Source organism: Pseudomonas sp. P7548 (assembly GCF_013386585.1).
GTDB lineage: Bacteria > Pseudomonadota > Gammaproteobacteria > Pseudomonadales > Pseudomonadaceae > Aquipseudomonas.
Window position 1 is genome coordinate 98,196 of the sequence record NZ_JACARO010000004.1, and the last position, 24,601, is coordinate 122,796.

General features: G+C 62.7%; 20 protein-coding genes. 15 read left to right on the forward strand and 5 right to left on the reverse strand.

Going from position 1 to position 24,601, the window contains the following annotated elements:
• Positions 1 to 129: 129 nt before the first annotated feature.
• From HX803_RS02620 to HX803_RS02690, 15 genes are all read left to right on the forward strand, one after another.
• Positions 130 to 543 (forward strand): NADH-quinone oxidoreductase subunit A, encoded by a 414-nt coding sequence (locus HX803_RS02620; RefSeq protein ID WP_003219575.1) that lies wholly within the window; start codon positions 130 to 132, stop codon positions 541 to 543.
• Positions 544 to 553: 10 nt separating this feature from the next.
• Positions 554 to 1,228: an NADH-quinone oxidoreductase subunit B family protein gene (locus tag HX803_RS02625; protein ID WP_016969249.1), complete on the forward strand. Its 675-nt coding sequence runs from the start codon at positions 554 to 556 to the stop codon at positions 1,226 to 1,228.
• 72 nt (positions 1,229 to 1,300) lie between these two features.
• Positions 1,301 to 3,085, forward strand: a complete 1,785-nt coding sequence (gene nuoC, locus HX803_RS02630; RefSeq protein WP_178918801.1) for an NADH-quinone oxidoreductase subunit C/D — start codon at positions 1,301 to 1,303, stop codon at positions 3,083 to 3,085.
• Positions 3,086 to 3,087: 2 nt separating this feature from the next.
• Positions 3,088 to 3,585 (forward strand): NADH-quinone oxidoreductase subunit NuoE, encoded by a 498-nt coding sequence (gene nuoE, locus HX803_RS02635; protein WP_003174721.1) that lies wholly within the window; start codon positions 3,088 to 3,090, stop codon positions 3,583 to 3,585.
• Positions 3,582 to 4,937, forward strand: a complete 1,356-nt coding sequence (gene nuoF, locus HX803_RS02640; protein ID WP_178918802.1) for an NADH-quinone oxidoreductase subunit NuoF — start codon at positions 3,582 to 3,584, stop codon at positions 4,935 to 4,937. Before nuoE ends, nuoF begins: the two co-directional genes overlap by 4 nt.
• Positions 4,938 to 5,072: 135 nt before the next feature.
• Entirely contained in the window at positions 5,073 to 7,787 is a 2,715-nt protein-coding gene (gene nuoG, locus HX803_RS02645) for an NADH-quinone oxidoreductase subunit NuoG (protein WP_178918803.1), read from the forward strand.
• Positions 7,784 to 8,791, forward strand: a complete 1,008-nt coding sequence (nuoH, locus tag HX803_RS02650; RefSeq protein WP_060755669.1) for an NADH-quinone oxidoreductase subunit NuoH — start codon at positions 7,784 to 7,786, stop codon at positions 8,789 to 8,791. Before nuoG ends, nuoH begins: the two co-directional genes overlap by 4 nt.
• 11 nt (positions 8,792 to 8,802) lie before the next feature.
• The gene (gene nuoI, locus HX803_RS02655) at positions 8,803 to 9,351 is read left to right on the forward strand and encodes an NADH-quinone oxidoreductase subunit NuoI (protein WP_003174725.1); all 549 of its coding nucleotides are present in this window, start codon (positions 8,803 to 8,805) and stop codon (positions 9,349 to 9,351) included.
• 9 nt (positions 9,352 to 9,360) lie between these two features.
• A complete protein-coding gene (nuoJ, locus tag HX803_RS02660) occupies positions 9,361 to 9,864 on the forward strand; it encodes an NADH-quinone oxidoreductase subunit J (RefSeq protein WP_016974048.1) in 504 nt (167 codons plus the stop codon).
• Between the two features lie 2 nt (positions 9,865 to 9,866).
• Complete coding sequence (nuoK, locus tag HX803_RS02665; RefSeq protein ID WP_003174727.1) at positions 9,867 to 10,175, forward strand: NADH-quinone oxidoreductase subunit NuoK; 309 nt, start codon at positions 9,867 to 9,869, stop codon at positions 10,173 to 10,175.
• Complete coding sequence (nuoL, locus tag HX803_RS02670; RefSeq protein WP_017255329.1) at positions 10,172 to 12,025, forward strand: NADH-quinone oxidoreductase subunit L; 1,854 nt, start codon at positions 10,172 to 10,174, stop codon at positions 12,023 to 12,025. Before nuoK ends, nuoL begins: the two co-directional genes overlap by 4 nt.
• A 49-nt stretch (positions 12,026 to 12,074) precedes the next feature.
• A complete protein-coding gene (gene nuoM, locus HX803_RS02675; RefSeq protein WP_178918804.1) occupies positions 12,075 to 13,607 on the forward strand; it encodes an NADH-quinone oxidoreductase subunit M in 1,533 nt (510 codons plus the stop codon).
• Between the two features lie 7 nt (positions 13,608 to 13,614).
• Positions 13,615 to 15,078, forward strand: coding sequence for an NADH-quinone oxidoreductase subunit NuoN (nuoN, locus tag HX803_RS02680; RefSeq protein WP_012724956.1), 1,464 nt, complete (start codon positions 13,615 to 13,617; stop codon positions 15,076 to 15,078).
• A gap of 339 nt (positions 15,079 to 15,417) precedes the next feature.
• Entirely contained in the window at positions 15,418 to 15,768 is a 351-nt protein-coding gene (locus HX803_RS02685) for a toxin (protein WP_178918805.1), read from the forward strand.
• Entirely contained in the window at positions 15,758 to 16,072 is a 315-nt protein-coding gene (locus HX803_RS02690) for a DNA-binding transcriptional regulator (RefSeq protein ID WP_178918806.1), read from the forward strand. The genes HX803_RS02685 and HX803_RS02690 overlap by 11 nt, the downstream gene beginning before the upstream one ends.
• A gap of 230 nt (positions 16,073 to 16,302) precedes the next feature.
• On the opposite strand, the gene tagF is transcribed toward HX803_RS02690, so the two are convergent.
• Genes tagF through tagH form a run of 5 tightly spaced genes read right to left on the reverse strand, consistent with a single transcriptional unit; the run spans position 16,303 to position 24,593 of the window.
• Entirely contained in the window at positions 16,303 to 16,962 is a 660-nt protein-coding gene (gene tagF, locus HX803_RS02695) for a type VI secretion system-associated protein TagF (protein WP_178918807.1), read from the reverse strand.
• Between the two features lie 9 nt (positions 16,963 to 16,971).
• Positions 16,972 to 20,535: a type VI secretion system membrane subunit TssM gene (gene tssM, locus HX803_RS02700; protein WP_178918808.1), complete on the reverse strand. Its 3,564-nt coding sequence runs from the start codon at positions 20,533 to 20,535 to the stop codon at positions 16,972 to 16,974.
• Positions 20,536 to 20,537: 2 nt separating this feature from the next.
• Positions 20,538 to 21,824 carry a type IVB secretion system protein IcmH/DotU gene (gene icmH / locus HX803_RS02705; RefSeq protein ID WP_178918809.1) on the reverse strand — a complete coding sequence of 429 codons (1,287 nt, stop codon included), beginning with the start codon at positions 21,822 to 21,824 and terminating at the stop codon, positions 20,538 to 20,540.
• 15 nt (positions 21,825 to 21,839) lie between these two features.
• Positions 21,840 to 23,171, reverse strand: a complete 1,332-nt coding sequence (gene tssK, locus HX803_RS02710; RefSeq protein ID WP_178918810.1) for a type VI secretion system baseplate subunit TssK — start codon at positions 23,169 to 23,171, stop codon at positions 21,840 to 21,842.
• 39 nt (positions 23,172 to 23,210) lie between these two features.
• Positions 23,211 to 24,593, reverse strand: coding sequence for a type VI secretion system-associated FHA domain protein TagH (gene tagH, locus HX803_RS02715; RefSeq protein ID WP_178918811.1), 1,383 nt, complete (start codon positions 24,591 to 24,593; stop codon positions 23,211 to 23,213).
• Between the last annotated feature and the right edge of the window lie 8 nt (positions 24,594 to 24,601).

Below are 24,601 nucleotides of genomic sequence, written 5' to 3' on the forward strand. Positions count from 1 at the left end.
CTATAGGAATTTTACTTGCCCGGTGTTTAGCCATAAAATCACCGCGATTGATTGCAGTGCGACATATCGTCACTGCATCGTTACTTTTTCGAGCTCAGAGACCTTTGCTCTCTGTTAAGGATTTCCAGCATGACCGAAGCGACAGGACTCATGGCCCACAACTGGGGCTTTGCCATTTTCCTCCTCGGTGTTGTCGGCCTCTGCGCCTTCATGCTCGGTGTCTCCAGCCTCCTCGGGTCAAAAGCCTGGGGCCGCAGCAAAAATGAACCGTTCGAGTCCGGCATGCTGCCTACAGGTGGCGCCCGCTTGCGGCTCTCAGCCAAATTCTATCTGGTCGCGATGCTGTTCGTGATCTTCGATATCGAAGCCCTCTTTCTCTTTGCCTGGTCTGTGTCCGTCCGCGAAAGCGGCTGGACCGGATTCGTCGAAGCCCTCGTTTTCATAGCAATTCTGTTGGCAGGCCTTGTCTACCTATTCCGAGTGGGCGCCCTTGATTGGGCTCCGGAAGCTCGTCGTAAGCGGCAAGCGAAGCTGAAACAATGAGGCTTTGGCGATGCAATACAATCTCACCAGGATCGACCCGGATGCTCCTAACGAGCAGTACCCCATCGGCGAACGGGAAACCGTTTCCGACCCGTTAGAAGACCAAGTCCACAAAAACATCTACATGGGCAAGCTCGAAGACGTGCTGAGTGGCGCGGTCAACTGGGGGCGTAAAAACTCCCTGTGGCCGTACAACTTCGGTCTGTCGTGCTGCTACGTGGAAATGACCACCGCCTTCACGGCGCCCCACGACATCGCGCGCTTTGGCGCCGAAGTTATCCGGGCCTCGCCGCGCCAGGCGGATTTCATGGTTATCGCCGGAACCTGCTTCATCAAGATGGCGCCGATCATTCAGCGTCTCTACGAGCAAATGCTCGAGCCGAAGTGGGTTATCTCCATGGGTTCGTGCGCCAACTCCGGTGGCATGTACGACATCTACTCCGTCGTTCAAGGGGTGGACAAGTTCCTGCCCGTGGACGTCTACGTGCCTGGCTGCCCGCCTCGCCCTGAAGCGTTCCTGCAAGGCTTGATGCTGCTGCAGGAATCGATTGGCAAGGAGCGTCGCCCGCTTTCCTGGGTCGTTGGTGATCAAGGCGTGTATCGCGCCGAGATGCCTTCGCAAAAGGAAGAGCGCCGCGAACAGCGAATCGCAGTCACCAACCTGCGCAGCCCTGACGAAGTCTGATCCAGCCCGCTTCTTTTATAGAACGAACACCTGGCTTCATTCTTTACGTTGACCGAAAGCGATAAAAAAACCATGACTACAGGCAGTGCTCTGTACATCCCGCCTTATAAGGCAGACGACCAGGATGTGGTCGTCGAACTCAATAACCGTTTTGGCCCTGACGCCTTCACCGCCCAGGCCACGCGCACCGGCATGCCGGTGCTGTGGGTGGCGCGCGCCAAGCTCGTCGAAGTCCTGACCTTCCTGCGCAACCTGCCCAAGCCGTACGTCATGCTCTATGACCTGCATGGCGTGGACGAGCGTCTGCGCACCAAGCGTCAAGGGCTGCCAAGCGGCGCCGACTTCACCGTGTTCTACCACCTGATGTCGCTGGAACGTAACAGCGACGTGATGATCAAGGTCGCCCTGTCTGAGAGCGACTTGAGCATCCCGACCGTGACCGGTATCTGGCCGAACGCCAGCTGGTACGAGCGTGAAGTGTGGGACATGTTCGGCATCGACTTCCCGGGCCACCCGCACCTGTCGCGCATCATGATGCCGCCGACCTGGGAAGGTCACCCGCTGCGCAAGGACTTCCCTGCCCGCGCCACCGAATTCGATCCGTTCAGCCTCAACCTCGCCAAGCAGCAGCTTGAAGAGGAAGCGGCGCGTTTCCGTCCGGAAGACTGGGGCATGAAACGCTCCAGCACCAACGAGGACTACATGTTCCTCAACCTGGGCCCGAACCACCCTTCGGCTCACGGTGCCTTCCGTATCATCCTGCAACTGGATGGCGAAGAAATCGTCGACTGCGTACCGGACATCGGCTACCACCACCGTGGTGCCGAGAAGATGGCCGAGCGTCAGTCATGGCACAGCTTCATCCCGTACACCGACCGTATCGACTACCTCGGCGGCGTGATGAACAACCTGCCGTACGTGCTCTCGGTCGAGAAGCTGGCCGGCATCAAGGTGCCAGACCGCGTCGACACCATCCGCATCATGATGGCCGAGTTCTTCCGGATCACCAGCCACCTGCTGTTCCTGGGTACCTATATCCAGGACGTCGGCGCCATGACCCCGGTGTTCTTCACCTTCACCGACCGTCAGCGCGCCTACAAGGTCATCGAAGCCATCACCGGTTTCCGCCTGCACCCGGCCTGGTACCGCATCGGCGGCGTCGCCCACGACCTGCCAAATGGCTGGGAGCGCCTGGTCAAGGAGTTCGTCGAGTGGATGCCCAAGCGTCTGGACGAATACCAGAAGGCCGCGCTGGATAACAGCATCCTTAAAGGTCGCACCATCGGCGTCGCCCAGTACAACACCAAAGAGGCCCTGGAATGGGGCGTCACCGGTGCTGGCCTGCGTTCCACCGGCTGCGATTTCGACCTGCGTAAAGCGCGCCCGTACTCCGGCTACGAGAACTTCGAATTCGAAGTCCCGCTGGCGGCCAATGGCGATGCCTACGACCGTTGCATCGTGCGCGTCGAAGAAATGCGCCAGAGCCTGAAGATCATCGAGCAGTGCATGCGCAACATGCCGGCCGGTCCGTACAAGGCGGATCACCCGCTGACCACGCCGCCGCCGAAAGAACGCACGCTGCAGCACATCGAAACCCTGATCACGCACTTCCTGCAGGTTTCGTGGGGCCCGGTCATGCCGGCCAACGAATCCTTCCAGATGATCGAAGCGACCAAGGGTATCAACAGTTATTACCTGACGAGCGATGGCGGCACCATGAGCTACCGCACCCGGATCCGTACCCCAAGCTTCGCCCACTTGCAGCAGATCCCTTCGGTGATCAAAGGCGAGATGGTCGCGGACTTGATTGCGTACCTGGGTAGTATCGATTTCGTTATGGCCGACGTGGACCGCTAAGCATGAACAGCACGCTTATCCAGACAGACCGTTTCACCCTGAGTGAAACCGAGCGCTCGGCCATCGAGCACGAGCTGCATCACTACGAAGACCCGCGCGCGGCGTCGATCGAAGCCTTGAAGATCGTCCAGAAGGAACGTGGCTGGGTGCCGGACGGCGCCCTCTATGCCATCGGCGAAATCCTCGGCATCCCTGCCAGCGACGTTGAAGGCGTGGCCACGTTCTACAGCCAGATCTTCCGTCAGCCCGTGGGCCGCCACATCATTCGCGTGTGCGACAGCATGGTCTGCTACATCGGGGGTCACGAGTCCGTGGTCAGCGAGATCCAGAACAAGCTGGGCATTGGCCTGGGCCAAACCACCCCGGACGGCCGCTTCACGCTGCTGCCGGTGTGCTGCCTGGGCAACTGCGACAAGGCGCCGGCGTTGATGATCGACGACGACACATTCGGTGACGTGCAGCCTGCTGGCGTGACCCAATTGCTCGAGGGCTACCCATGACCCTTACATCTTTCGGCCCGGCCAACCTGATCAAGCGTTCGCCTGAGACCCACCCGCTGACCTGGCGCCTGCGTGACGATGCCGAGCCGGTATGGTTCGACGAGTACCAGGCCAAAAACGGCTACGCCGCGGCGCGCAAAGCCTTCGCCGACATGGCCCAGGACGACATCGTCCAGACCGTGAAAGACGCAGGTCTCAAAGGCCGCGGCGGCGCAGGCTTCCCCACGGGTGTTAAGTGGGGCCTGATGCCAAAGGACGAATCCATCAACATCCGCTACCTGCTGTGCAACGCGGATGAAATGGAACCCAACACCTGGAAAGACCGCATGCTGATGGAGCAACTGCCCCATCTGCTGATCGAAGGCATGCTGATCAGCGCCCGTGCGCTGAAAACCTACCGTGGCTACATCTTCCTGCGTGGCGAATACACCACCGCCGCCAAGCACCTCAACCGTGCCGTGGAAGAAGCCAAGGCCGCTGGCCTTTTGGGCAAGAACATCCTCGGTTCCGGTTTTGACTTCGAACTGTTCGTGCACACCGGTGCCGGGCGTTACATCTGCGGTGAAGAAACCGCACTGATCAACTCCCTCGAAGGCCGTCGCGCCAACCCGCGCTCCAAGCCGCCCTTCCCTGCCGCCGTGGGCGTGTGGGGCAAGCCGACCTGCGTGAACAACGTCGAGACCCTGTGCAACGTGCCGGCGATCATCGCCGACGGCGTGGACTGGTACAAATCGTTGGCCCGCGAAGGCAGCGAAGACATGGGCACCAAGCTCATGGGCTTCTCCGGCAAGGTCAAGAACCCTGGCCTGTGGGAACTGCCGTTCGGCGTGACCGCACGCGAGCTGTTCGAGGACTACGCCGGCGGCATGCGCGACGGCTACACCTTGAAAGCCTGGCAGCCAGGCGGCGCCGGCACCGGTTTCCTGCTCCCTGAGCACCTCGACGCACAGATGTACGCCGGCGGCATCGGCAAGGTCGGCACCCGGATGGGGACAGGCCTGGCGATGGCGGTGGACAACACCGTGAACATGGTCTCGTTGCTGCGCAACATGGAGCAGTTCTTCGCCCGTGAATCGTGCGGTTTCTGCACCCCATGCCGCGACGGTTTGCCGTGGAGCGTGAAGCTGCTGATGGCCCTGGAAAAAGGCGAAGGTCGCGAGGGTGACATCGAGACCCTGCTGGGTCTGGTCGGTTTCCTCGGCCCGGGCAAGACCTTCTGTGCTCACGCACCGGGCGCCGTGGAGCCATTGGGCAGCGCCATCAAATACTTCCGCTCGGAGTTCGAAGCCGGCATCGCGCCTACCAGCGCCGCCGTCCCGCCTCTGGCAAGGCCGATCGTAGTCGGCGCGTAACGCTTAAACAGGCGAAGGGCGCGTGCCCTTCAACTGCTCATGTGCTGACGCCTTAACGGCTGTGTAGATGCACATGAATAACAAGATTCCATTAGCCACGCCCGCTGACAACGGGCCAACGAAGAACTTTGAACCATGGCCACTATCCACGTAGACGGCAAAGCGCTCGAAGTCGATGGGGCGGACAACCTGTTACAGGCGTGTCTGTCACTCGGCCTCGATATCCCGTATTTCTGCTGGCACCCCGCACTCGGTAGCGTCGGTGCCTGTCGCCAGTGCGCGGTCAAGCAATACACCGACGAGAACGACACCCGTGGTCGTATCGTCATGTCGTGCATGACCCCCGCCACCGACAACACCTGGATCTCCATCGACGATGAAGAATCCAAGGCGTTCCGCGCCAGTGTCGTCGAATGGCTGATGACCAACCACCCCCACGACTGCCCGGTCTGTGAGGAAGGCGGTCACTGCCACCTGCAAGACATGACCGTAATGACCGGCCACAACGAGCGCCGTTATCGCTTCACCAAGCGTACCCACCAGAACCAGGACCTCGGCCCGTTCATTTCCCACGAAATGAACCGCTGCATCGCCTGCTACCGTTGCGTGCGCTTCTATAAGGACTACGCCGGCGGTACCGACCTGGGCGTGTTCGGTGCCCACGACAACGTGTACTTTGGTCGCGTTGAAGACGGCGTGCTCGAAAGCGAGTTCTCCGGCAACCTCACCGAGGTCTGCCCGACCGGTGTGTTCACCGACAAGACTCACTCCGAGCGCTACAACCGTAAGTGGGACATGCAGTTCTCGCCGAGCATCTGCCATGGCTGCTCCAGCGGTTGCAACATCTCCCCGGGCGAGCGCTACGGCGAACTGCGTCGTATCGAAAACCGCTTCAACGGTTCGGTCAACCAGTACTTCCTGTGCGACCGTGGCCGTTTCGGCTACGGCTACGTCAACCGCAAGGACCGTCCGCGCCAGCCACTGCTGGCCAACGGCGGCAAGCTGAGCCTGGACGACGCGCTGGATAAAGCCGCCGACCTGCTGCGCGGCCGCAACATCGTCGGTATCGGTTCGCCCCGCGCCAGCCTCGAAAGCAACTACGCGTTGCGCGAACTGGTGGGTGCCGAGCACTTCTACTCCGGTATCGAAGCCGGTGAGCTGGAGCGCATCCGCCTGGTCCTGCAAGTGCTGAACGACAGCCCGCTGCCGGTTCCGAACATGCGCGACATCGAAGACCACGACGCCATCTTCGTGCTCGGTGAAGACCTGACCCAAACCGCTGCCCGCATCGCCCTGTCGCTGCGCCAGTCGGTCAAAGGCAAGGCTGAAGACATGGCCGACGCGATGCGCGTACAGCCGTGGCTCGACGCCGCGGTGAAAAACATCGGCCAGCACGCGCTGAACCCGCTGTTTATCGCAAGCATCGCTGAAACCAAGCTCGACGACATCGCCGAAGAATGCGTCCACGCAGCCCCAGACGACCTGGCCCGCCTCGGTTTCGCCGTGGCCCACGCCCTGGACGCCAGCGCGCCGGCCGTCGAAGGCCTGGACACTGAAGCCGTTGAGCTGGCCCAACGCATCGCCGACGCCCTGCTGGCCGCCAAGCGTCCCTTGATCATTGCCGGTACCTCGCTGGGTTCCAAGGCACTGATCGAAGCCGCTGCCAACATCGCCAAGGCCTTGAAACTGCGCGACAAGAACGGTTCAATCAGCCTGGTCGTGCCGGAAGCCAACAGCCTTGGCCTGGCCATGCTCGGTGGCGAGTCCCTGGACGCCGCGCTGCAAGCCGTAACGGATGGCAAGGCCGACGCCATCGTCGTGCTGGAAAACGACCTGTACACCCGCACCGATGCCGCCAAGGTTGACGCTGCACTCAGCGCCGCCAAGGTGCTGATCGTTGCCGACCACCAGAAGACCGCCACCAGCGACCGTGCCGACCTGGTCCTGCCAGCCGCCACCTTCGCCGAAGGCGACGGTACCCTGGTCAGCCAGGAAGGCCGCGCCCAGCGCTTCTTCCAGGTGTTCGATCCGAAGTACATGGACGCCAGCATCCTGGTTCACGAAGGCTGGCGCTGGCTGCATGCCCTGCGCGCCACCCTGCTGAACCAGCCGATCGACTGGACCCAGCTCGACCACGTGACCGCCGCCGCCGCTGCCAGCGCGCCGCAGCTGGCGCGTATCGTCGACGCCGCACCGTCCGCCGCGTTCCGCATCAAGGGCATGAAACTGGCCCGTGAACCGCTGCGTTACTCCGGTCGTACCGCCATGCGCGCCAACATCAGCGTGCACGAACCGCGTACCCCACAAGACCAGGACACCGCGTTTGCCTTCTCCATGGAAGGTTACTCGGGATCGGTCGAGCCGCGTCAGCAGGTGCCATTCGCCTGGTCGCCGGGCTGGAACTCGCCACAGGCCTGGAACAAGTTCCAGGACGAAGTCGGTGGTCACATCCGCGCTGGCGACCCGGGCACCCGCCTGATCGAAAGCACCGGTGACTCGCTGAACTGGTTCGCCGCCGTACCGCGTCCGTTCAACCCGGCCCAGGGCACCTGGCAGGTTGTACCGTTCTTCCACCTGTTCGGCAGCGAAGAGAACTCTTCCAAGGCCGCGCCGGTGCAAGAGCGCATCCCGACCGCCTACGTTTCCCTGGCCAAGTCCGAAGCCGACCGCCTGGGCGTCAACGACGGTGCACTGCTCAGCCTGAACGTGGCCGGCCAGACCCTGCGTCTGCCGCTGCGCATCAACGAAGCGTTGGGCGCTGGCCTGGTAGCACTGCCGAAAGGTTTCGCCGGCATCCCAGCGGCCATCTTTGGCAAAACCGTTGACGGTCTGCAGGAGGCAGCGCAATGACCTGGTTCACCCCTGAAGTGATCGACGTGATCATTGCGGTCCTCAAGGCTGTCGTGATCCTGTTGGCCGTGGTCGTCGCGGGCGCCCTGCTCAGCTTCGTCGAACGTCGCCTGCTGGGCTGGTGGCAGGACCGTTACGGTCCGAACCGCGTTGGCCCGTTCGGCATGTTCCAGATCGCTGCGGACATGCTCAAAATGTTCTTCAAGGAAGACTGGACTCCGCCGTTTGCCGACAAGGTGATCTTCACCCTGGCACCGGTCGTGGCCATGAGCGCCTTGCTGATCGCCTTCGCGATCATCCCGATCACCCCGACCTGGGGCGTGGCGGACCTGAACATCGGCTTGCTGTTCTTCTTCGCCATGGCCGGTCTGTCGGTCTACGCGGTGCTGTTCGCCGGTTGGTCGAGTAATAACAAGTTCGCCCTGCTGGGCAGCTTGCGCGCCTCGGCCCAGACCGTGTCCTACGAAGTGTTCATGGGCCTCGCGCTGATGGGCATCGTGGTGCAGGTCGGCTCGTTCAACATGCGCGACATCGTCGAGTACCAGGCGCAGAACCTGTGGTTCATCATTCCGCAGTTCTTCGGCTTCTGTACCTTCTTCATCGCTGGCGTCGCCGTGACTCACCGTCACCCGTTCGACCAGCCGGAAGCGGAACAGGAACTGGCCGACGGTTACCACATTGAATACGCCGGCATGAAATGGGGCATGTTCTTCGTTGGCGAATACATCGGCATCATCTTGATCTCGGCCCTGCTGGTCACGCTGTTCTTCGGCGGCTGGCACGGTCCGTTCGGCATCCTGCCGCAGTTGGCCTTCTTCTGGTTCTTCCTGAAGACCGCGTTCTTCATCATGTTGTTTATCCTGCTGCGCGCTTCCATTCCGCGTCCACGATACGACCAGGTGATGGATTTCAGCTGGCGCTTCTGCCTGCCGCTGACCCTGATCAATTTGCTGGTGACTGCTGCCGTTGTGTTGTTGAACACGCCAGCGGGCGCGGTTCAGTGAGGATTTGACCCATGTTCAAATATATTGGCGACATCGTTAAGGGTACCGGTACCCAGTTGCGAAGCCTGGTGATGGTTTTCGGCCACGGCTTCCGCAAGCGCGACACCCTGCAATACCCGGAAGAAGCGGTGTACCTGCCGCCGCGCTATCGCGGCCGCATCGTGCTCACCCGCGACCCCGATGGCGAAGAGCGTTGCGTAGCCTGCAACCTGTGCGCCGTGGCGTGCCCGGTGGGTTGCATCTCCCTGCAGAAAGCTGAAACCGAAGACGGTCGCTGGTACCCGGACTTCTTCCGCATCAACTTCTCGCGCTGCATTTTCTGCGGCCTCTGCGAGGAAGCTTGCCCGACCACCGCAATCCAGCTCACGCCGGATTTCGAGATGGCCGAGTTCAAACGTCAGGACCTGGTGTACGAGAAAGAAGATCTGCTGATCTCTGGTCCCGGTAAAAACCCTGATTACAACTTCTATCGTGTTGCAGGTATGGCCGTTGCCGGTAAGCCAAAAGGCGCCGCACAAAACGAAGCCGAGCCGATCAACGTGAAGAGCTTGCTGCCTTAAGGAAGAAAGATGGAATTCGCTTTCTATTTCGCGTCCGGTATTGCAGTGGTGTCCACGCTTCGCGTGATCACCAACACCAACCCCGTGCACGCCCTGCTCTACCTAATCATTTCGTTGATCGCCGTGGCCATGACCTTCTTCAGCCTCGGCGCACCGTTCGCCGGTGTGCTGGAAGTGATCGCCTACGCCGGCGCCATCATGGTGCTGTTCGTGTTTGTGGTGATGATGCTCAACCTGGGGCCGGCTTCGGTCGCCCAAGAACGCGTCTGGCTCAAGCCCGGCATCTGGCTCGGCCCGGTCGTCCTGGCAGCCCTGCTGCTGGGTGAACTGCTGTATGTACTGTTCGCTCACCAGAGCGGCCAGGCCATCGGCCACACCACCGTAGACGCGAAGGCCGTGGGCATCAGCCTGTTCGGCCCGTACCTGCTGGTGGTCGAACTGGCGTCGATGCTGCTGCTCGCTGCAGCCGTCACCGCCTTCCACTTGGGCCGCAACGAAGCCAAGGAGCAATGACGATGCCTGCTATCCCTTTGGAGCATGGTCTGGCGGTCGCCGGCATCCTGTTCTGCCTTGGCCTGGTCGGCCTGATGGTTCGCCGTAACATTCTGTTCGTGTTGATGAGCCTGGAAATCATGATGAACGCCGCCGCACTGGCCTTCATCGTTGCGGGTGCACGTTGGGGCCAGCCGGATGGACAAGTCATGTTCATCCTGGTGATCAGCCTGGCAGCCGCCGAGGCCAGTATCGGCCTGGCGATCCTGCTGCAACTGTATCGTCGCTTCCACACGCTTGATATCGACGCTGCCAGTGAGATGCGCGGATGAACATGATCTTTCTGACTTTCGTATTCCCCCTGATCGGTTTCCTGCTGCTGTCGTTCTCTCGCGGGCGCTGGTCGGAAAACCTCTCGGCCCTGGTGGGCGTGGGTTCCATTGGCCTGTCGGCCATCGTGGCCGCCTACGTCATCTGGCAATTCAACGTGGCGCCGCCGGAAGGCGGCCACTACACCCTCGTGCTGTGGCAGTGGATGTCGGTGGAGGGCTTCAAGCCCAACTTCGCCCTCTACATCGACGGCCTGTCGATCACCATGCTCGGCGTGGTGGTGGGTGTGGGCTTCCTGATCCACCTGTTCGCGTCCTGGTACATGCGCGGTGAAGCGGGCTACTCGCGCTTCTTCTCGTACACCAACCTGTTTATCGCCAGCATGCTGTTCCTGGTGCTGGGCGATAACCTGTTGTTCCTGTACTTCGGTTGGGAAGGCGTGGGCCTGTGCTCGTACCTGTTGATCGGTTTCTACTACAGCAACCGCAACAACGGTAACGCCGCCCTCAAAGCCTTCATCGTGACCCGTATCGGTGACGTGTTCATGGCCATCGGCCTGTTCATCCTGTTCCAACAGGTGGGCACGCTGAACATCCAGGAACTGCTGGTGCTGGCACCGCAGAAATTCCAGGTTGGCGACTTCTGGATCACCCTGGCCACCCTGATGCTGCTGGGCGGCGCTGTCGGTAAATCCGCGCAACTGCCACTGCAAACCTGGCTGGCGGATGCGATGGCCGGTCCTACCCCTGTTTCCGCACTGATCCACGCGGCAACGATGGTAACGGCGGGTGTCTACCTGATCGCACGTACCCACGGCCTGTTCACCCTGGCGCCGGAAATCCTGCACCTGGTAGGCCTGGTGGGCGGCGTGACCCTGGTACTGGCCGGCTTCGCCGCGCTGGTGCAGACCGACATCAAGCGTATCCTCGCCTACTCGACCATGAGCCAGATCGGCTACATGTTCCTGGCCCTGGGCGTTGGCGCCTGGGACGCGGCGATCTTCCACCTGATGACCCACGCCTTCTTCAAGGCCCTGCTGTTCCTCGCTTCCGGTGCGGTGATCGTTGCCTGCCACCACGAGCAGAACATCTTCAAGATGGGCGGTCTGTGGAAGAAACTGCCACTGGCCTACGCCAGCTTCATCGTCGGTGGTGCCGCCCTGGCCGCCCTGCCGCTGGTGACCGCCGGTTTCTACTCGAAAGACGAAATCCTCTGGGAAGCCTTTGCCAGCGGTAACCAGAACCTGCTGTACGCAGGCCTGGTGGGGGCATTCATGACCTCGCTATACACCTTCCGCCTGATCTTCATCACCTTCCACGGTGAAGCCAAGACCGAAGCACACGCAGGCCACGGCATTTCGCACTGGCTGCCTTTGTCGGTACTGATCGTGCTGTCGACCTTCGTCGGCGCCCTGATCACCCCGCCACTGGCTGGCGTGCTGCCAGAAAGCGCCGGCCATGCCGGTGGCGCTGCCAAGCACAGCCTGGAAATCGCCTCGGGCGCCATCGCTATCGCGGGTATCCTGTTGGCCGCGCTGCTGTTCCTGGGCAAGCGTCGCTTCGTGACGGCGGTTGCCAACAGTGGCATTGGCCGCTTCCTGTCGGCCTGGTGGTTCGCTGCCTGGGGCTTCGACTGGATCTACGACAAACTGTTCGTCAAGCCTTACCTGGCCATCAGCCATGTACTGCGCAAAGACCCGCTCGACCAGACCATCGGTTTGATCCCGCGCGCCGCCAAGGCCGGTCACACCGCCCTGAGCCGCAGCGAGACTGGCCAACTGCGCTGGTATGCAGCCTCCATGGCGGCCGGTGCCGTTCTGGTGATTGGCGCCATCGTGGTGGTAGCGGTCTGATTATGAACATTGCCAACTTTGCGAACTTGCGAAAGGAAACGAGCCTGTCATGATTCTGCCCTGGCTAATCCTGATCCCCTTCATCGGCGGCCTGCTCTGCTGGATGGGTGAACGCTTCGGCGCCACCCTCCCCCGCTGGATTGCGTTGCTGACCATGTCCCTGGAACTCGCGCTCGGCCTCTGGCTGTGGGCCCATGGCGACTATTCATTTGCTCCGGCACCGGGTGTCGATCCAACGTTCGCGCTTGAATTCAAGCACGTGTGGATCCAGCGCTTCGGCATCAACGTGCACCTGGCCCTCGACGGCCTGTCGCTGTTGATGATCCTGCTGACCGGCCTGCTGGGTATCCTCTCGGTACTCTGCTCCTGGAAAGAGATCCAGCGTCACGTGGGCTTCTTCCACCTGAACCTGATGTGGATCCTGGGCGGCGTTGTCGGCGTGTTCCTCGCCCTCGACCTGTTCATGTTCTTCTTCTTCTGGGAAATGATGCTGGTGCCGATGTACTTCCTCATCGCGCTCTGGGGTCACAGCTCTTCGGACGGCAAGAAAACCCGGATCTACGCAGCGACCAAGTTCTTCATCTTCACCCAGGCTTCCGGCCTGATCATGTTGGTGGCGATCCTGGGCCTGGTACTGGTCAACTTCAACAACACCGGCGTGATCACCTTCAACTACGCCGACCTGTTGAAGACCAAGATGTCCCTGACCACCGAGTACATCCTGATGCTGGGCTTCTTCATCGCGTTCGCGGTGAAGCTGCCGGTGGTGCCGTTCCACTCCTGGCTGCCTGACGCTCACGCCCAGGCGCCGACTGCAGGTTCCGTGGACCTGGCGGGCATCCTGTTGAAGACCGCTGCGTATGGTCTGCTGCGTTTCGCCCTGCCGCTGTTCCCGAATGCCTCGGCCGAGTTCGCGCCGATCGCCATGACCCTGGGTCTGATCGGGATTTTCTACGGTGCGTTCCTGGCCTTCGCACAAACCGACATCAAGCGTCTGATTGCCTTCTCGTCCGTTTCCCACATGGGCTTCGTACTGATCGGCATCTACTCCGGCAGCCAACTGGCGCTGCAAGGCGCGGTGATCCAGATGTTGGCCCACGGTGTTTCGGCCGCTGCCCTCTTTATCCTGAGTGGCCAGCTGTACGAGCGCCTGCACACCCGTGACATGCGTGAAATGGGTGGGGTGTGGTCGCGTATCGCCTACCTGCCGGCGATCAGCCTGTTCTTCGCCGCCGCGTCCCTGGGCTTGCCGGGTACCGGTAACTTCATCGGCGAGTTCCTGATCCTGATGGGCGCGTTCGTACAGACCCCATGGGTCAGCGCCATCGCCACGTCCGGCCTGGTGTTCGGTTCGGTCTACTCGCTGATCATGATCCACCGCGCCTACTTCGGCCCGGCCAAGTCCGACACCGTCCTGCAAGGGATGGACGCTCGCGAACTGATCATGGTGCTCGGCCTTGCGGTCCTGCTGATCTACATCGGCGTGTACCCGCAACCGTTCCTGGACACTTCTGCCGCAACGATGCATGGCGTGCAGCAGTGGTTCGGCACCGCCTTCTCTCAACTCGCTTCGGCCCGGTAAGAGCGCTATGGAATTCACGATCCAACACTTTATCGCGCTTGCGCCGCTGCTGATTACCAGCCTCACCATCGTGGTGGTGATGCTGGCGATCGCCTGGCGCCGCAATCACTCGCAAACGTTCCTGCTGTCCTGTGCCGGTCTGAACCTGGCCCTGCTGTCGATCATCCCGGCCCTCAAGGTCGCGCCACTGGCGGTCACGCCTTTGATGATGGTCGATGACTTCGCCCTGCTGTACATCGCGCTGATCCTGGTGGCCACACTGGCCTGCGTCACCCTCGCCCACGCCTACCTCGGCGAAGGCGGCACCGGCTACCCAGGCAACCGCGAAGAGCTGTACCTGCTGATCCTGCTGGCTGCGGCCGGTGGCATCGTGCTGGTCAGCGCACAGCACCTGGCGGGCCTGTTCATCGGCCTGGAACTGCTGTCGATCCCGACCTACGGCCTGGTGGCCTATGCGTTCTTCAACAAGCGCTCCCTGGAAGCCGGCATCAAGTACATGGTGCTGTCGGCGGCCGGTTCCGCGTTCCTGTTGTTCGGTATGGCCCTGCTCTACGCTGAAGCCGGCAACCTGAGCTTCACCGGTATCGGCCACGCCCTGGCCGCCACCAGCATGCCTGCGCCGATTGCCCAACTGGGCCTGGCCATGATGCTGATCGGCCTGGCGTTCAAGCTCTCCTTGGTGCCGTTCCACCTGTGGACCCCGGACGTGTACGAAGGTGCCCCGGCGCCGGTGGCTGCGTTCCTGGCCACTGCGTCGAAGGTGGCTGTGTTTGCGGTGATGGTGCGTCTGTTCCAGATCTCCCCTGCCGCCAATACCGGCGTGCTGAGCACCGTGCTGACCGTGATCGCCATTGCGTCGATCCTGTTCGGCAACCTGCTGGCCCTGACCCAGAACAACCTCAAGCGTCTGCTGGGTTACTCGTCCATCGCCCACTTCGGCTACCTGCTGATCGCCCTGGTGGCGAGCAAAGGCCTGGCCGTGGAAGCCATGGGCGTGTACCTGGTGACCTACGTGATCACCAGCCTGGGTGCATTCGGCGTGATCACGCTGATGTCCTCGCCATTCAAAGGCCGTGACGCCGACGCCCTGTACGAATACCGCGGCCTGTTCTGGCGCCGTCCGTACCTGACTGCCGTACTGACCGTGATGATGCTGTCCCTGGCCGGTATCCCGCTGACGGCGGGCTTCATCGGCAAGTTCTACATCGTCGCGACCGGTGTTGAAGCCCACGAGTGGTGGTTGGTCGCCTCCCTGGTACTAGGCAGCGCCATCGGCGTGTTCTACTACCTGCGCGTGATGGTCACCCTGTACCTGATCGAGCCAAACCTGCGTCGCGTGGACGCCGAGCTGCACTGGGAACAAAAGGCAGGCGGCGTGATGCTGCTGGCCATCGCCCTGCTCGCGTTCTTCCTGGGCGTATACCCACAACCGCTGCTCACCCTGGTGCAGCACGCGGTGTTGGGCGTTTGATCGCTTAGCACAACGTAGAAAACAAAACGGCGCCTTCGGGCGCCGTTTTGCATTCCCGGGAACAACAAAGCCCGCTCACCACAGAATATGCCGTTGTAGTGAGCGGGCTTGCCCCGCGCCGCGATCTACCTGACGCACCGCGTCACCTGATACACCGCCGCGCGGGGCAAGCCTGCTCATTACAAACGCAGAAATGTCCTCTCCCGACTGCCTATTCATCTGGCATCTGCCCGCCGGAGGGCGTCGTATGGTGTTTGCGTTTTAGGAAAGTTCCCACAGCAGGGTCACTTGACCCATCACGAGTGGGCCACCAAACTATACGCAGTCTACGTACAGAACATGGATGCGCTATTTATCGAATTGCCGGCCTTCGAGCGGCACCGCAGGGATTATCTGAGTGACGAGCTTTTCCAGGGTTTTCAACAGGCGTTGATGAAAAACCCGGAAGCAGGAGACATGATCGAGGGCACAGGCGGGCTGCGCAAGGTTCGCTTCGTCGATGAGCGACGCAACAAAGGCAAGCGTGGTGGCCTTCGGGTCATTTACTACTGGTGGTCGGGCGGTACGCAGTTCTGGTTGTTCACCTTGTACGGCAAACACGAACAGGACGACCTGACGCCACAGCACAAAAAAGCGCTTAAACACATGCTGGACAGGGAAATCAAAGCGAAAACACATCATGAAACGTGAAATCTTTTCCGAACTGGTCGAAGGCTTCGATGCGCTGGCGGACGAACGCCAAGGCAAAATCACCCTGCGTACCCACAAGGTTCACCTCAACAAGCTGGAACCACTCACCGCCGAGGAAGTGGTCGCCGTGCGCCAGCAGCTCAATCTCTCCCGCTCGGTGTTTGCCATGTACCTGCGCACCAACACACGCACGCTGGAAAACTGGGAGCAAGGCCGCGCTAAGCCCAATGCCCAGGCGGTCACTTTGATTCGGCTGGTGGCGCGCTTCCCAGAAACCGTCGCACAACTTGCAGCCTTGAACTAAAAAATGAATAGGTGAACGCAGCCCGTAGTGAGCGGGCTTGCCCCGCGCGGCGGTCTATCAAGTGACGCGCTACATCAGGTAGATCGCGGCGCGGGGCTAGCCCGCTCACTACAAAAATCAGCAGTTGTAGTGAGCGGGTTTACCCCGCGCGGCGGTGTCTCAGGTGACGCGGTACATCAGGTAGATCGCGGCGCGGGGCAAGCCCGCGCACTACAGGTGATCACCAGGCTCTACCGTCCACCCAGCATGTCAGCGAAGGTCTCACCATCCGGCAGCCCCTCCCCTACCCAGATCGACGGCGCAACGCGGGGCGAGCCTTCGGTCCAGAACAGTGAGTGCCGCGCGAGGCCCGAAGGATCGATCTGCGCACTTAATTGCGGCATGCCGTCACCAATCCGCTCCGGGTCGGGCAAGTCGAGCCATTGTGCGGGTACCCAGGCCGTGTCGGCGTGGCTTGCCGGTGTCCAGCAGCCGGCCAATGGCAGGGCCTGCAACACCTCGTCGAACGATTCCAGGGCAAACCCTTCGCTCAGCGCCGACAACGCCAGGCGCTCCAACTGGCCGTACCACACCCCATCCCGTTCCAACCGCGCCAGCAAGGGCACGTCTTCTCCTGCACTGGCGAGGGTCAGCGGAAAATACCGCCCCACGCGGTCCACGCTGGGAATCATCACCCCCGCCCAACCGCTGTCACCGCACACCCCCGCCGCCAGCGCAAAACGCCAGATCGGGCTGCACAGGTACACGTCCAGCCATTGCTCCCCCAGACGCTCACGACTGCACTGCAAACCGGCCTGCAGCCAAGTGTCCCAGGTATTCAAAAACGCCGGCGGCAAACGGCGGCTGACAAAATCCCCATGGCTTGCGACCTTGCCGAAAAATCCATTCATGACGGGTCCTTAAAAACTGCTGGGGCAATGGAACGGCTCAAGGCTGTCACGCCGGAACGGGTTGATCACACTGCTGGCGCGCAACTGGTACGCCACGCGGTGGCCCTCCACGGTGAAGGTCAATTGCAATTGCTCGCCCTGGGCGCTCACCGCCGCCTTGTCCATCATGCGCAGCCAGCCCCAGGGGCCATCGCTGCGCAACGGGTTGACCAGCGCCGGCGTGGCGTCCAGGCGCACCAACCCGCCGGACTTGCCGCTGGGCAGGGAGATGCTGGTGAAGTCCGGCGAAGTGCCGGTGTCGTACACCACCGGCTGGCCATCGATGTCCAGGGTCACTTTGGTCAACGCCGGATCAGCCCCCAGGGCCTTCAGATCAAAACGCATCGACGGCTGGCGCGCCCCGGCCACAAAGAACATGTCGCGCAGTTTGGCGCCGCGCTGGAACTGGTTGAGCACATCCTGGGAAATATTCAGCGGCGTCACACCGGTTGACCGCCAGCGCCACTGGCTGCCGCTCATGTCGACGTAAGGCGCAAGGTTCTTGCTGAAAAAATCATCCATCAACCCACCCGGGCCGAAGAACTTGCCGAAGTCATCGGCGGTGGCATCACGCCCGGAACTGCGCACCAGCGGGTAGCGCCCCTCAATCGCCACCCGGCAGAACGGCGCGCCAGTGGCCTCCCACAGCGCGTTCAAGCGGGCCTTCTCGTTGCCCAGGGTCAGCGCGCTGCCACCGGCCTCCACATCACGCAGCAAGGTCGACAAAGGCGCCGGCTGGGTGTCACCCGAACGCTTCAAGCGCCCCAGCACTTCGTTGGAGGGTGCCGGCGCAGCACTGCGGCGGGCCGCATCGGCGCTGTCGAAAAACTGCCCGGCATCTTTCAGGGACGCCAGCACATCATCCAGCGGCTGCGGGCCGGTGCCCGTACCCACCAGGCGATGCAACGCGGCAAAATGCTGATCGACCGGGTTGGCCGAAGCGTCCGCAACCGCAGCCGGGGTGTCACCGCCCAAGGCCGATTGCAGTTTCTGGGTGGCGGCAGCGATTTTCTCACGCACGCGCTGGTCGGTGTCCTTGCTGGTAGCCGAAGTCAGGGCACCGTCAAGGGTTGTTTCCTTGGAGACGGCTTGCAACAAGGCGCGCAGCGGTGAATCAGTGGCAGCCAGCGTATTGGTCACCTGGGACGCCTGGCCCAGGCCGGTCAACGGCACCAGGTGCACATCCGCGAGAAAGGTGTCCCACTGGCGGATGTAGTCCGCGTAATACAGCTCCAGCACCGCCGCCTGCATCGCCGGGTTGCCGCCGGCGATCTGCGCCGACTCCTGGCGATCCAGCACCCAACTGTCCTTGGCCATGTCGGCCACGGCTTGTGGGGTTTTGTCGGTCAGCTCACGGTAACCGGCGATCCGGTACACACCGCTGACCCCACGGGACAACGGCTCACCACTGGCGCGGGTAAACAGCGACGATACGTCCCGCCCCACCGCGCTGTTGACGCTCAACTCCGGCAGATGTTGCTGATCCACCTGGCGCTTGACCCGGTTATAGATGCGCTGGGACAACGGCATGCTCGCCAGCGCCAGGCGCACCTTGGCGATCAACGCGCTGTCCAGTTGCACCGGCTCGGCCTCGTCGTCGGCCTCCAGCAACGCCGCCACGTGATCCGACAATTGCTGCAACTGCGCCGGCGTCGCCTGGGGCAGTTCGCGGCGCCAGTCCACATCGACCCAGGCCTGCACCGACGGCGCGTCGAAGAACTGCCGCTCGCCCAGCATCAGGTAGGCGCGCAGGGTTTCATACAGAAACTCCTGATTGCTCGCATCACCCCGGCGCAACGCGTTTTCCATGTTGGCGACGATGTGCGGCAACAACGTACTGCGCAGCAGGCGGCGGTACAGGGTGATCGCCCCCGCACCCAGCTTGTTGCCCTGGTACAGGCCCATGCGGCTGAGCAACGGCACGCTGTTGTCGGCGTCGCTGTAGCCACTGGGCAAACTGCGCGTGGCATTGAGCAACGGCAACGTCACCAGCACATCACCCTCGACCGGCAGTGCCTTGGCCAATTGCGCGACGTTGGTGGCGGCGCCAGACGCATCGGCGATCAATTGCAGGTTGCGGTTGTAGCTGATGGTCATCGCCGCCAGCAGCAACACGAACACTGCCGCCGCCGTGATACGCCCGGCCCGGCCAAGCAAGCGCCGACGCCGCTCCTCTTGATGATTGACCCCGGCAAGCCCGGCCTCCTTGAAAATCACCTCACGCAGCAACCGCGTGATGAAATAGCTGCGCCCGCTGGCCACATTCGGCGCCAGCACCTTGCGGCCCAGGCCGAACGAGGCTGCCAGCGAAGTCAGCACGCGATCGATCGGGCTGCCTTCCTGAGTGCCGCTGGTGAAATACACCCCACGCAACAGCGCCGGCTCCTGGTAGCGGTTGGTTTCAAACACCGTGTTGAGAAAGCGCGTCAGGCCATCGCCCAGGCTGGCAAATTGTTGCGGGAAGCTATAAAGCAAAGCACGTCGCGACAAGTCGCGCTCCTGCTGCAAACGCTCCAGTACCCGCCGCTGCAACTGGTGCTCCAACGCATCGAACTCGCCCGGGAACGACGCCAACCCCGTGTCGGGCTGCGGTGGCTGGGGCAATGGAAAGGTCACCCCCCACACCTGCGCACGCTCATCGCGGCCGAAGGTCTCGAAAAACTCCGAGAAGCCCGCCAGCAAATCGCACTTGGTGATGATCACGTACACCGGAAACCGCAGGCCCAGGCGCTCGTACAGCTCGTTGATGCGCGCGCGGATCGCCACGGCCTGGGCCTGGCGCTGGGCGTCGGTCTGTTGCAGCAGGTCGCTGACACTCAAGGCCACGATCACACCGTTGACCGGGCGCTGGCGACGGTACTTTTTCAGCAGGTCGAGAAAGCCGCCCCAGGCCGCCTTGTCCACCTCGGTGTAGCTGTCCTGGGTGGTGTAGCGCCCGGCGGTGTCGAGCAACACGGCTTCGTCGGTGAACCACCAGTCGCAATGCCGCGTACCGCCCACGCCGCCGATGGCACCACTGCCCATCGCTTCGCGCAGGGGAAACTGCAGGCCGGAGTGGGTCAGCGCGGTGGTCTTGCCGCTGCCCGGCGCGCCGACAAACATGTACCACGGCAGTTGGTACAGGTACTGCCCGCTCATCTTCCAGCCCGGGTTGGCCTTGCGCAGCACGGCCATGGCCGAGCGCATGCGCTCGCCCAGCTCAGCCACTTCGGCCTGGGTTTCACGCACGCCGGGCGCGACCGCTGGCGCCTCGGCGACGCCGGCCATCAGGCCACGGTTGGCCCGCCAGGCACGCCACAGGCGCCAGGCGAAATAGCCCAGCCAAATCAGCATAAACAGCGCGATCAACCCCCAGCGACGTGACTCCGGCGCCAGCGGCTCACTGCCGTTGAACGCCAGCAGCGGGCCTTCGTACCACACCAGCAACGACAGCAGCGCCACGCCGATCAGCGACAGCAACCACGGCTTGAGCAGCCACAGAATAAAGCGCTCCACCGGGGACCATAACAATGAGAAAAACGAAGAAAAGTTCATGGTTATTGCGCCTGGGAAGGGATCAGCACGGTGATATCGACGCGGCGGTTACGTGCACGATTGGCCGCCGAATCATTGGGCACCAGCGGCTCGGTTTCGCCACGGCCCTCGCTGCGGTAACGCTCGGCTGGCCCTGCACGCTGCGCGAGCAAACGCGCCACGGTCTTGGCCCGCGCCTGGGACAAGTCGAAGTTGGACCCCAGCCGCGACGTCGCCGACGGCCGCACGTTATCGGTATGCCCGACCACCACCACATCCCCCGGCACCGTGGCCAGGGCGTCGCCAATGCGCGCCAGCAGCCCGTCAAAATTGCTCGACACCTCGGCACTGCCGGAGGCAAACACACCGTCGCCGCGCAAGGTGATGACCGAGCGGTCGGCACTGTCTTTCACCGCCACCAGCCCTTGGGCCACTTCCGGCGCGAGGAACCCGGCCAGGCGCACCGGCGCTGGCGCCACGGGTACCGCCACCTTCAGCGGCGAGGCCACACGAATCGAACCCAACTGGGCAAACACCGGGTCGGACGCACGGTTGAGCAGCCAGCTGTAAGTCAACTGCACACTCAACAACAGCACCGCCGCCACCGACGCCAGCACCCACAACGGTACCCGGCGCAGCATTGATGCTTGCGGGGCCTCGGCGCCACGCCAGCGCGGTGAGAGGTCCTGCTCCTGCTGGCCGCGTTGCTGGTTGATCAGTTGCAACAGGCGCTCGCGCAACAGGCCCAGCTGATCCAGGCCGCGCTCCAGCACCCGGTAGCGGCCCTCCAGGCCCAGGGCCATGCACAGGTACATCAACTCCAGCACATCGATGTGAGTACGCGGGTCCTGGCTGAGGCGCTGCAGGATCATGAAAAATTTCTCGCCACCCCACGCCTCGTTGTGGAACGTCACCAACAGGCTGCGGCTGCCCCACACCCCCGCGCCCCAGGGCGTACTGGCGATGGTCTCGTCCACCAGGGTGCACAACGCGTAGCGCGCAGCGGCCACGGTTTCCACATCCACCTGGCTCGCACGGGCCTGGGCTTCAAAGGCCTGCACCGCCTGGATCAAGCGCTGGCGCAGGCTCTCCATGTCCGGCATCGCCGTCAGGGTGCGCAACGGCACCACCAGGTCCAGCAGCGGGTTGGCCGCCCGTACCAGGGGGTTGAGGCCCTGGCCATGCAGCACAGGCGCGGCGCGTTGCACCGGCGCGGCCACAGTGGGCGACGGTGTGGCCCGGCGCCCGCCGGGGGTAGGGATCAGCAAGGTGCGGTCCGGGTCCTGGCCGCCTTCAAAAGTGTCGTTCACGTCAGTCACCTTGCCTTAATTGCGGATGGCCCAGAACTGCATATCCAGCCCCGGGAACACCCCGGCGATGTGCATGGCAAACCCCGCCGACTGGCTGAGCAATTGCCAATATTCGCTGCTGCGGTCGAGTTCGAAATAGGTGAAGCCGGCGTGGAACGGCAACTGCCGTGGCGCCACCGGCAACGGACGCAGGCCGATGCCCGGCAGTTGCAGGTTGACCAGGTCGCGGATCTTTTCCACCGAGCCGATCTTCACCTGCGGCGGGAAACCGTTGCGCACGCTTTCGGCCGACATCTGCGCCTGCACCGCCAGGATGAAGGTCGCCGAGCGCAGCAGTTCCTGATCGGGCAGCACCGCCACGCGAATCCCGTACTGACGCTCTTCCAGCGGGATCGCGATGGCGCGCACATCCATCACCGCCGACAGCGCGCGGCGTAGGTCGAGCATCACCGGGGCGAAGGTCTCCGCCAGGGCGCCATGGCGATACACCGGGTAACTGGCGGCACGCTTGTCATCACGGGTAAAGGTCGCCAACTCACCGGCCAGGGAGGCAAGGTCGCGGTACAGCTCTTCGGGGTGCAAACCGGTCATTGCCGCCAGGTGCCGTACCAGCGGCACGCTGCGGTTGAGCACTTGCAACAGCAGGAAGTCGGCGATTTCCGCCGCACCGCTGCCGTCCGGGCGGGTCAGGCGCGACGCCAGGGCTTCGACCCGTTGCTGCACCAGGCCCAGCAGTTCGTCGTTGAATGCGCGCAGGCGTTCGGCCGCACGAACATCCAGGCACGGCGGGCAGTAATCGCGGTCGAGCAGCACACTTTTGTCGGCGCGTTTTTCCACCACGTGAGCAATGCCCAACACGCTATGGGTGTCGGCCACATCGCCTTCGAACGCCAGGCGCAGGCGCAATTTGCCGATGCTCATCAGCGCGCTGCTGTCCAGGCCATTGCTGTCCCAGGCCTCGTATTCGCTGCTGCGATGGCGGGCAAAGTTTTCAAAGCTGGGGTTGTCGTCGACCTCCGACACGCCCGGACGCAGGCTCGGCAAGGCCAGCACCACTTTCAGGTCGCGGGCATCGTCGGGGATCTCCAGGGGCAGCGGCATTTCATCATCAAACGGCAGGCCCACGGGTGTGCCGTCGGGCAATACGCCGCTGTAGGAGAGCAGCGACAGCTTGCCCATCGCCAACTGCTGCGGGTCGATGTCCAATTTGGAAAAACCCCAGCCGTAGGCGCGCAAGGTCGCGACCCGGGCTTCGAGTTGGGTTTGCAGAAAACGGTCATGCTGCTGCAGGTGCTGGGGCTGCAGGAGCATGCCTTCGGACCAGACGACTTTGTTGTTCCAGGACATAAATTTTTCTCATCAAATGAATGCGTTGCGTGGCCATGATCACGTGCGCATGCGGGCGACTTGTTCTTCGTAAGCCTTGGAAAACAGTTCGCCAAACAGGCGTTGCAGGTCCTCGTCGGCGTCCCGTGCCAGGTCTTCGTAGCGCTCCACCAGGCGGTCCCACAAGCGCGCCTTGCGCCGCGCCGGCATCCACTTGTCGAGCGCGCCGTGGGTGGTGCGCCGCTGCTCGACCCGGGCCGGGTCGAAGCGCTGCACCACCGCGCCCAGCGCCGCACGCATGCCGGCGATCACCGCCAGCTCGTGGGCCTTGAGGTCATCGAACGAGGCATTCAGCGCCTTGACCGGGCGCATGTAGGCCGGTGAATCGCTGTTGAGCATCTGGGTCAAGGCGCTGTCGGCGTCAGGAAAGAACTTCAGCGGGTTGTTGGAATAGGCACCGATCATGGTCATGTCGATGTGGCTTTCCCGCTTGGTCAGCGCACGGGCCATCAGCACATCCATGGTGCCGCCCGTGGCGGCGCGCAGCATTTCACCCACCAGCTGGGCGAGCTCGGTGGGGGTGCGGGTGGTGTGCAGGTCGGGAAGGCCCAGGCCCAAAAGCAGGGCCGTGAGAACACCTTCATCCCCTGTGGGAGCGGGCTTGCTCGCGAAGGTCTCAAGGACGACGGGTTGTTCCTGGATGACCGCATTATCGTTCTTCGCGGGCAAGCCCGCTCCCACAGGGGATGTGGATAGCCCAAGTAACGGGTCGTAATCCTCCGGAATCACCTGGGGCTCGGCCTGCCAGATTGGCGGGTTGAACGCCTGCAGTTGCGGCGCCACATGGTCGCTCTCGGTGCCGCGAAACACCGGGGTCAGCGATGGGTTCAAGCCCAGCGGGTCCGACAGCGGCATCGCCCCGTCGAACAGCGAGTGGCCTTCGAGGATCCGCGCACCGGCCAGGTCGTCGTGCAACAGCACCGGCACCACCACCTCCGGGTCGCGCACGAGCGCCTGCGGCACTTCCAACGGCGGCAGTTCGGCAGCCACGGGCGGTGGTGGCGGCACGAACAGCGGCGGCAGGATGCGCGTAGCCAGGGCGTCGTCTTCGGGTTCCGGCGCCTGGGGCTGTTCCAGGCGCACGAGCAACGCGTAGTCGCCGATCACCAGGCGATCACCCTCCTCCAGCACACGCTCGCGGCCGTTGCCCAGCGGCCGTTCGTTGACCAGGCTGGGGTTGCTGCCGGTGTCGGTGAGGTAGAACTGCTCGCCGCGCAGGTCGATGCGCGCGTGCACCCGGGAGATGTATTTGCCCGGGTCGTCCAAGGTCAGGTCGTTGTCCGGCCCACGGCCAATGGAGCCGCCCACTTCGGTGAAGCGGCAGATCACGTCGCCGGGCATGGGTTGGTCGCGGTAGCTTTTGACCAGCAGGATCAGGTTCATAGCGGGCT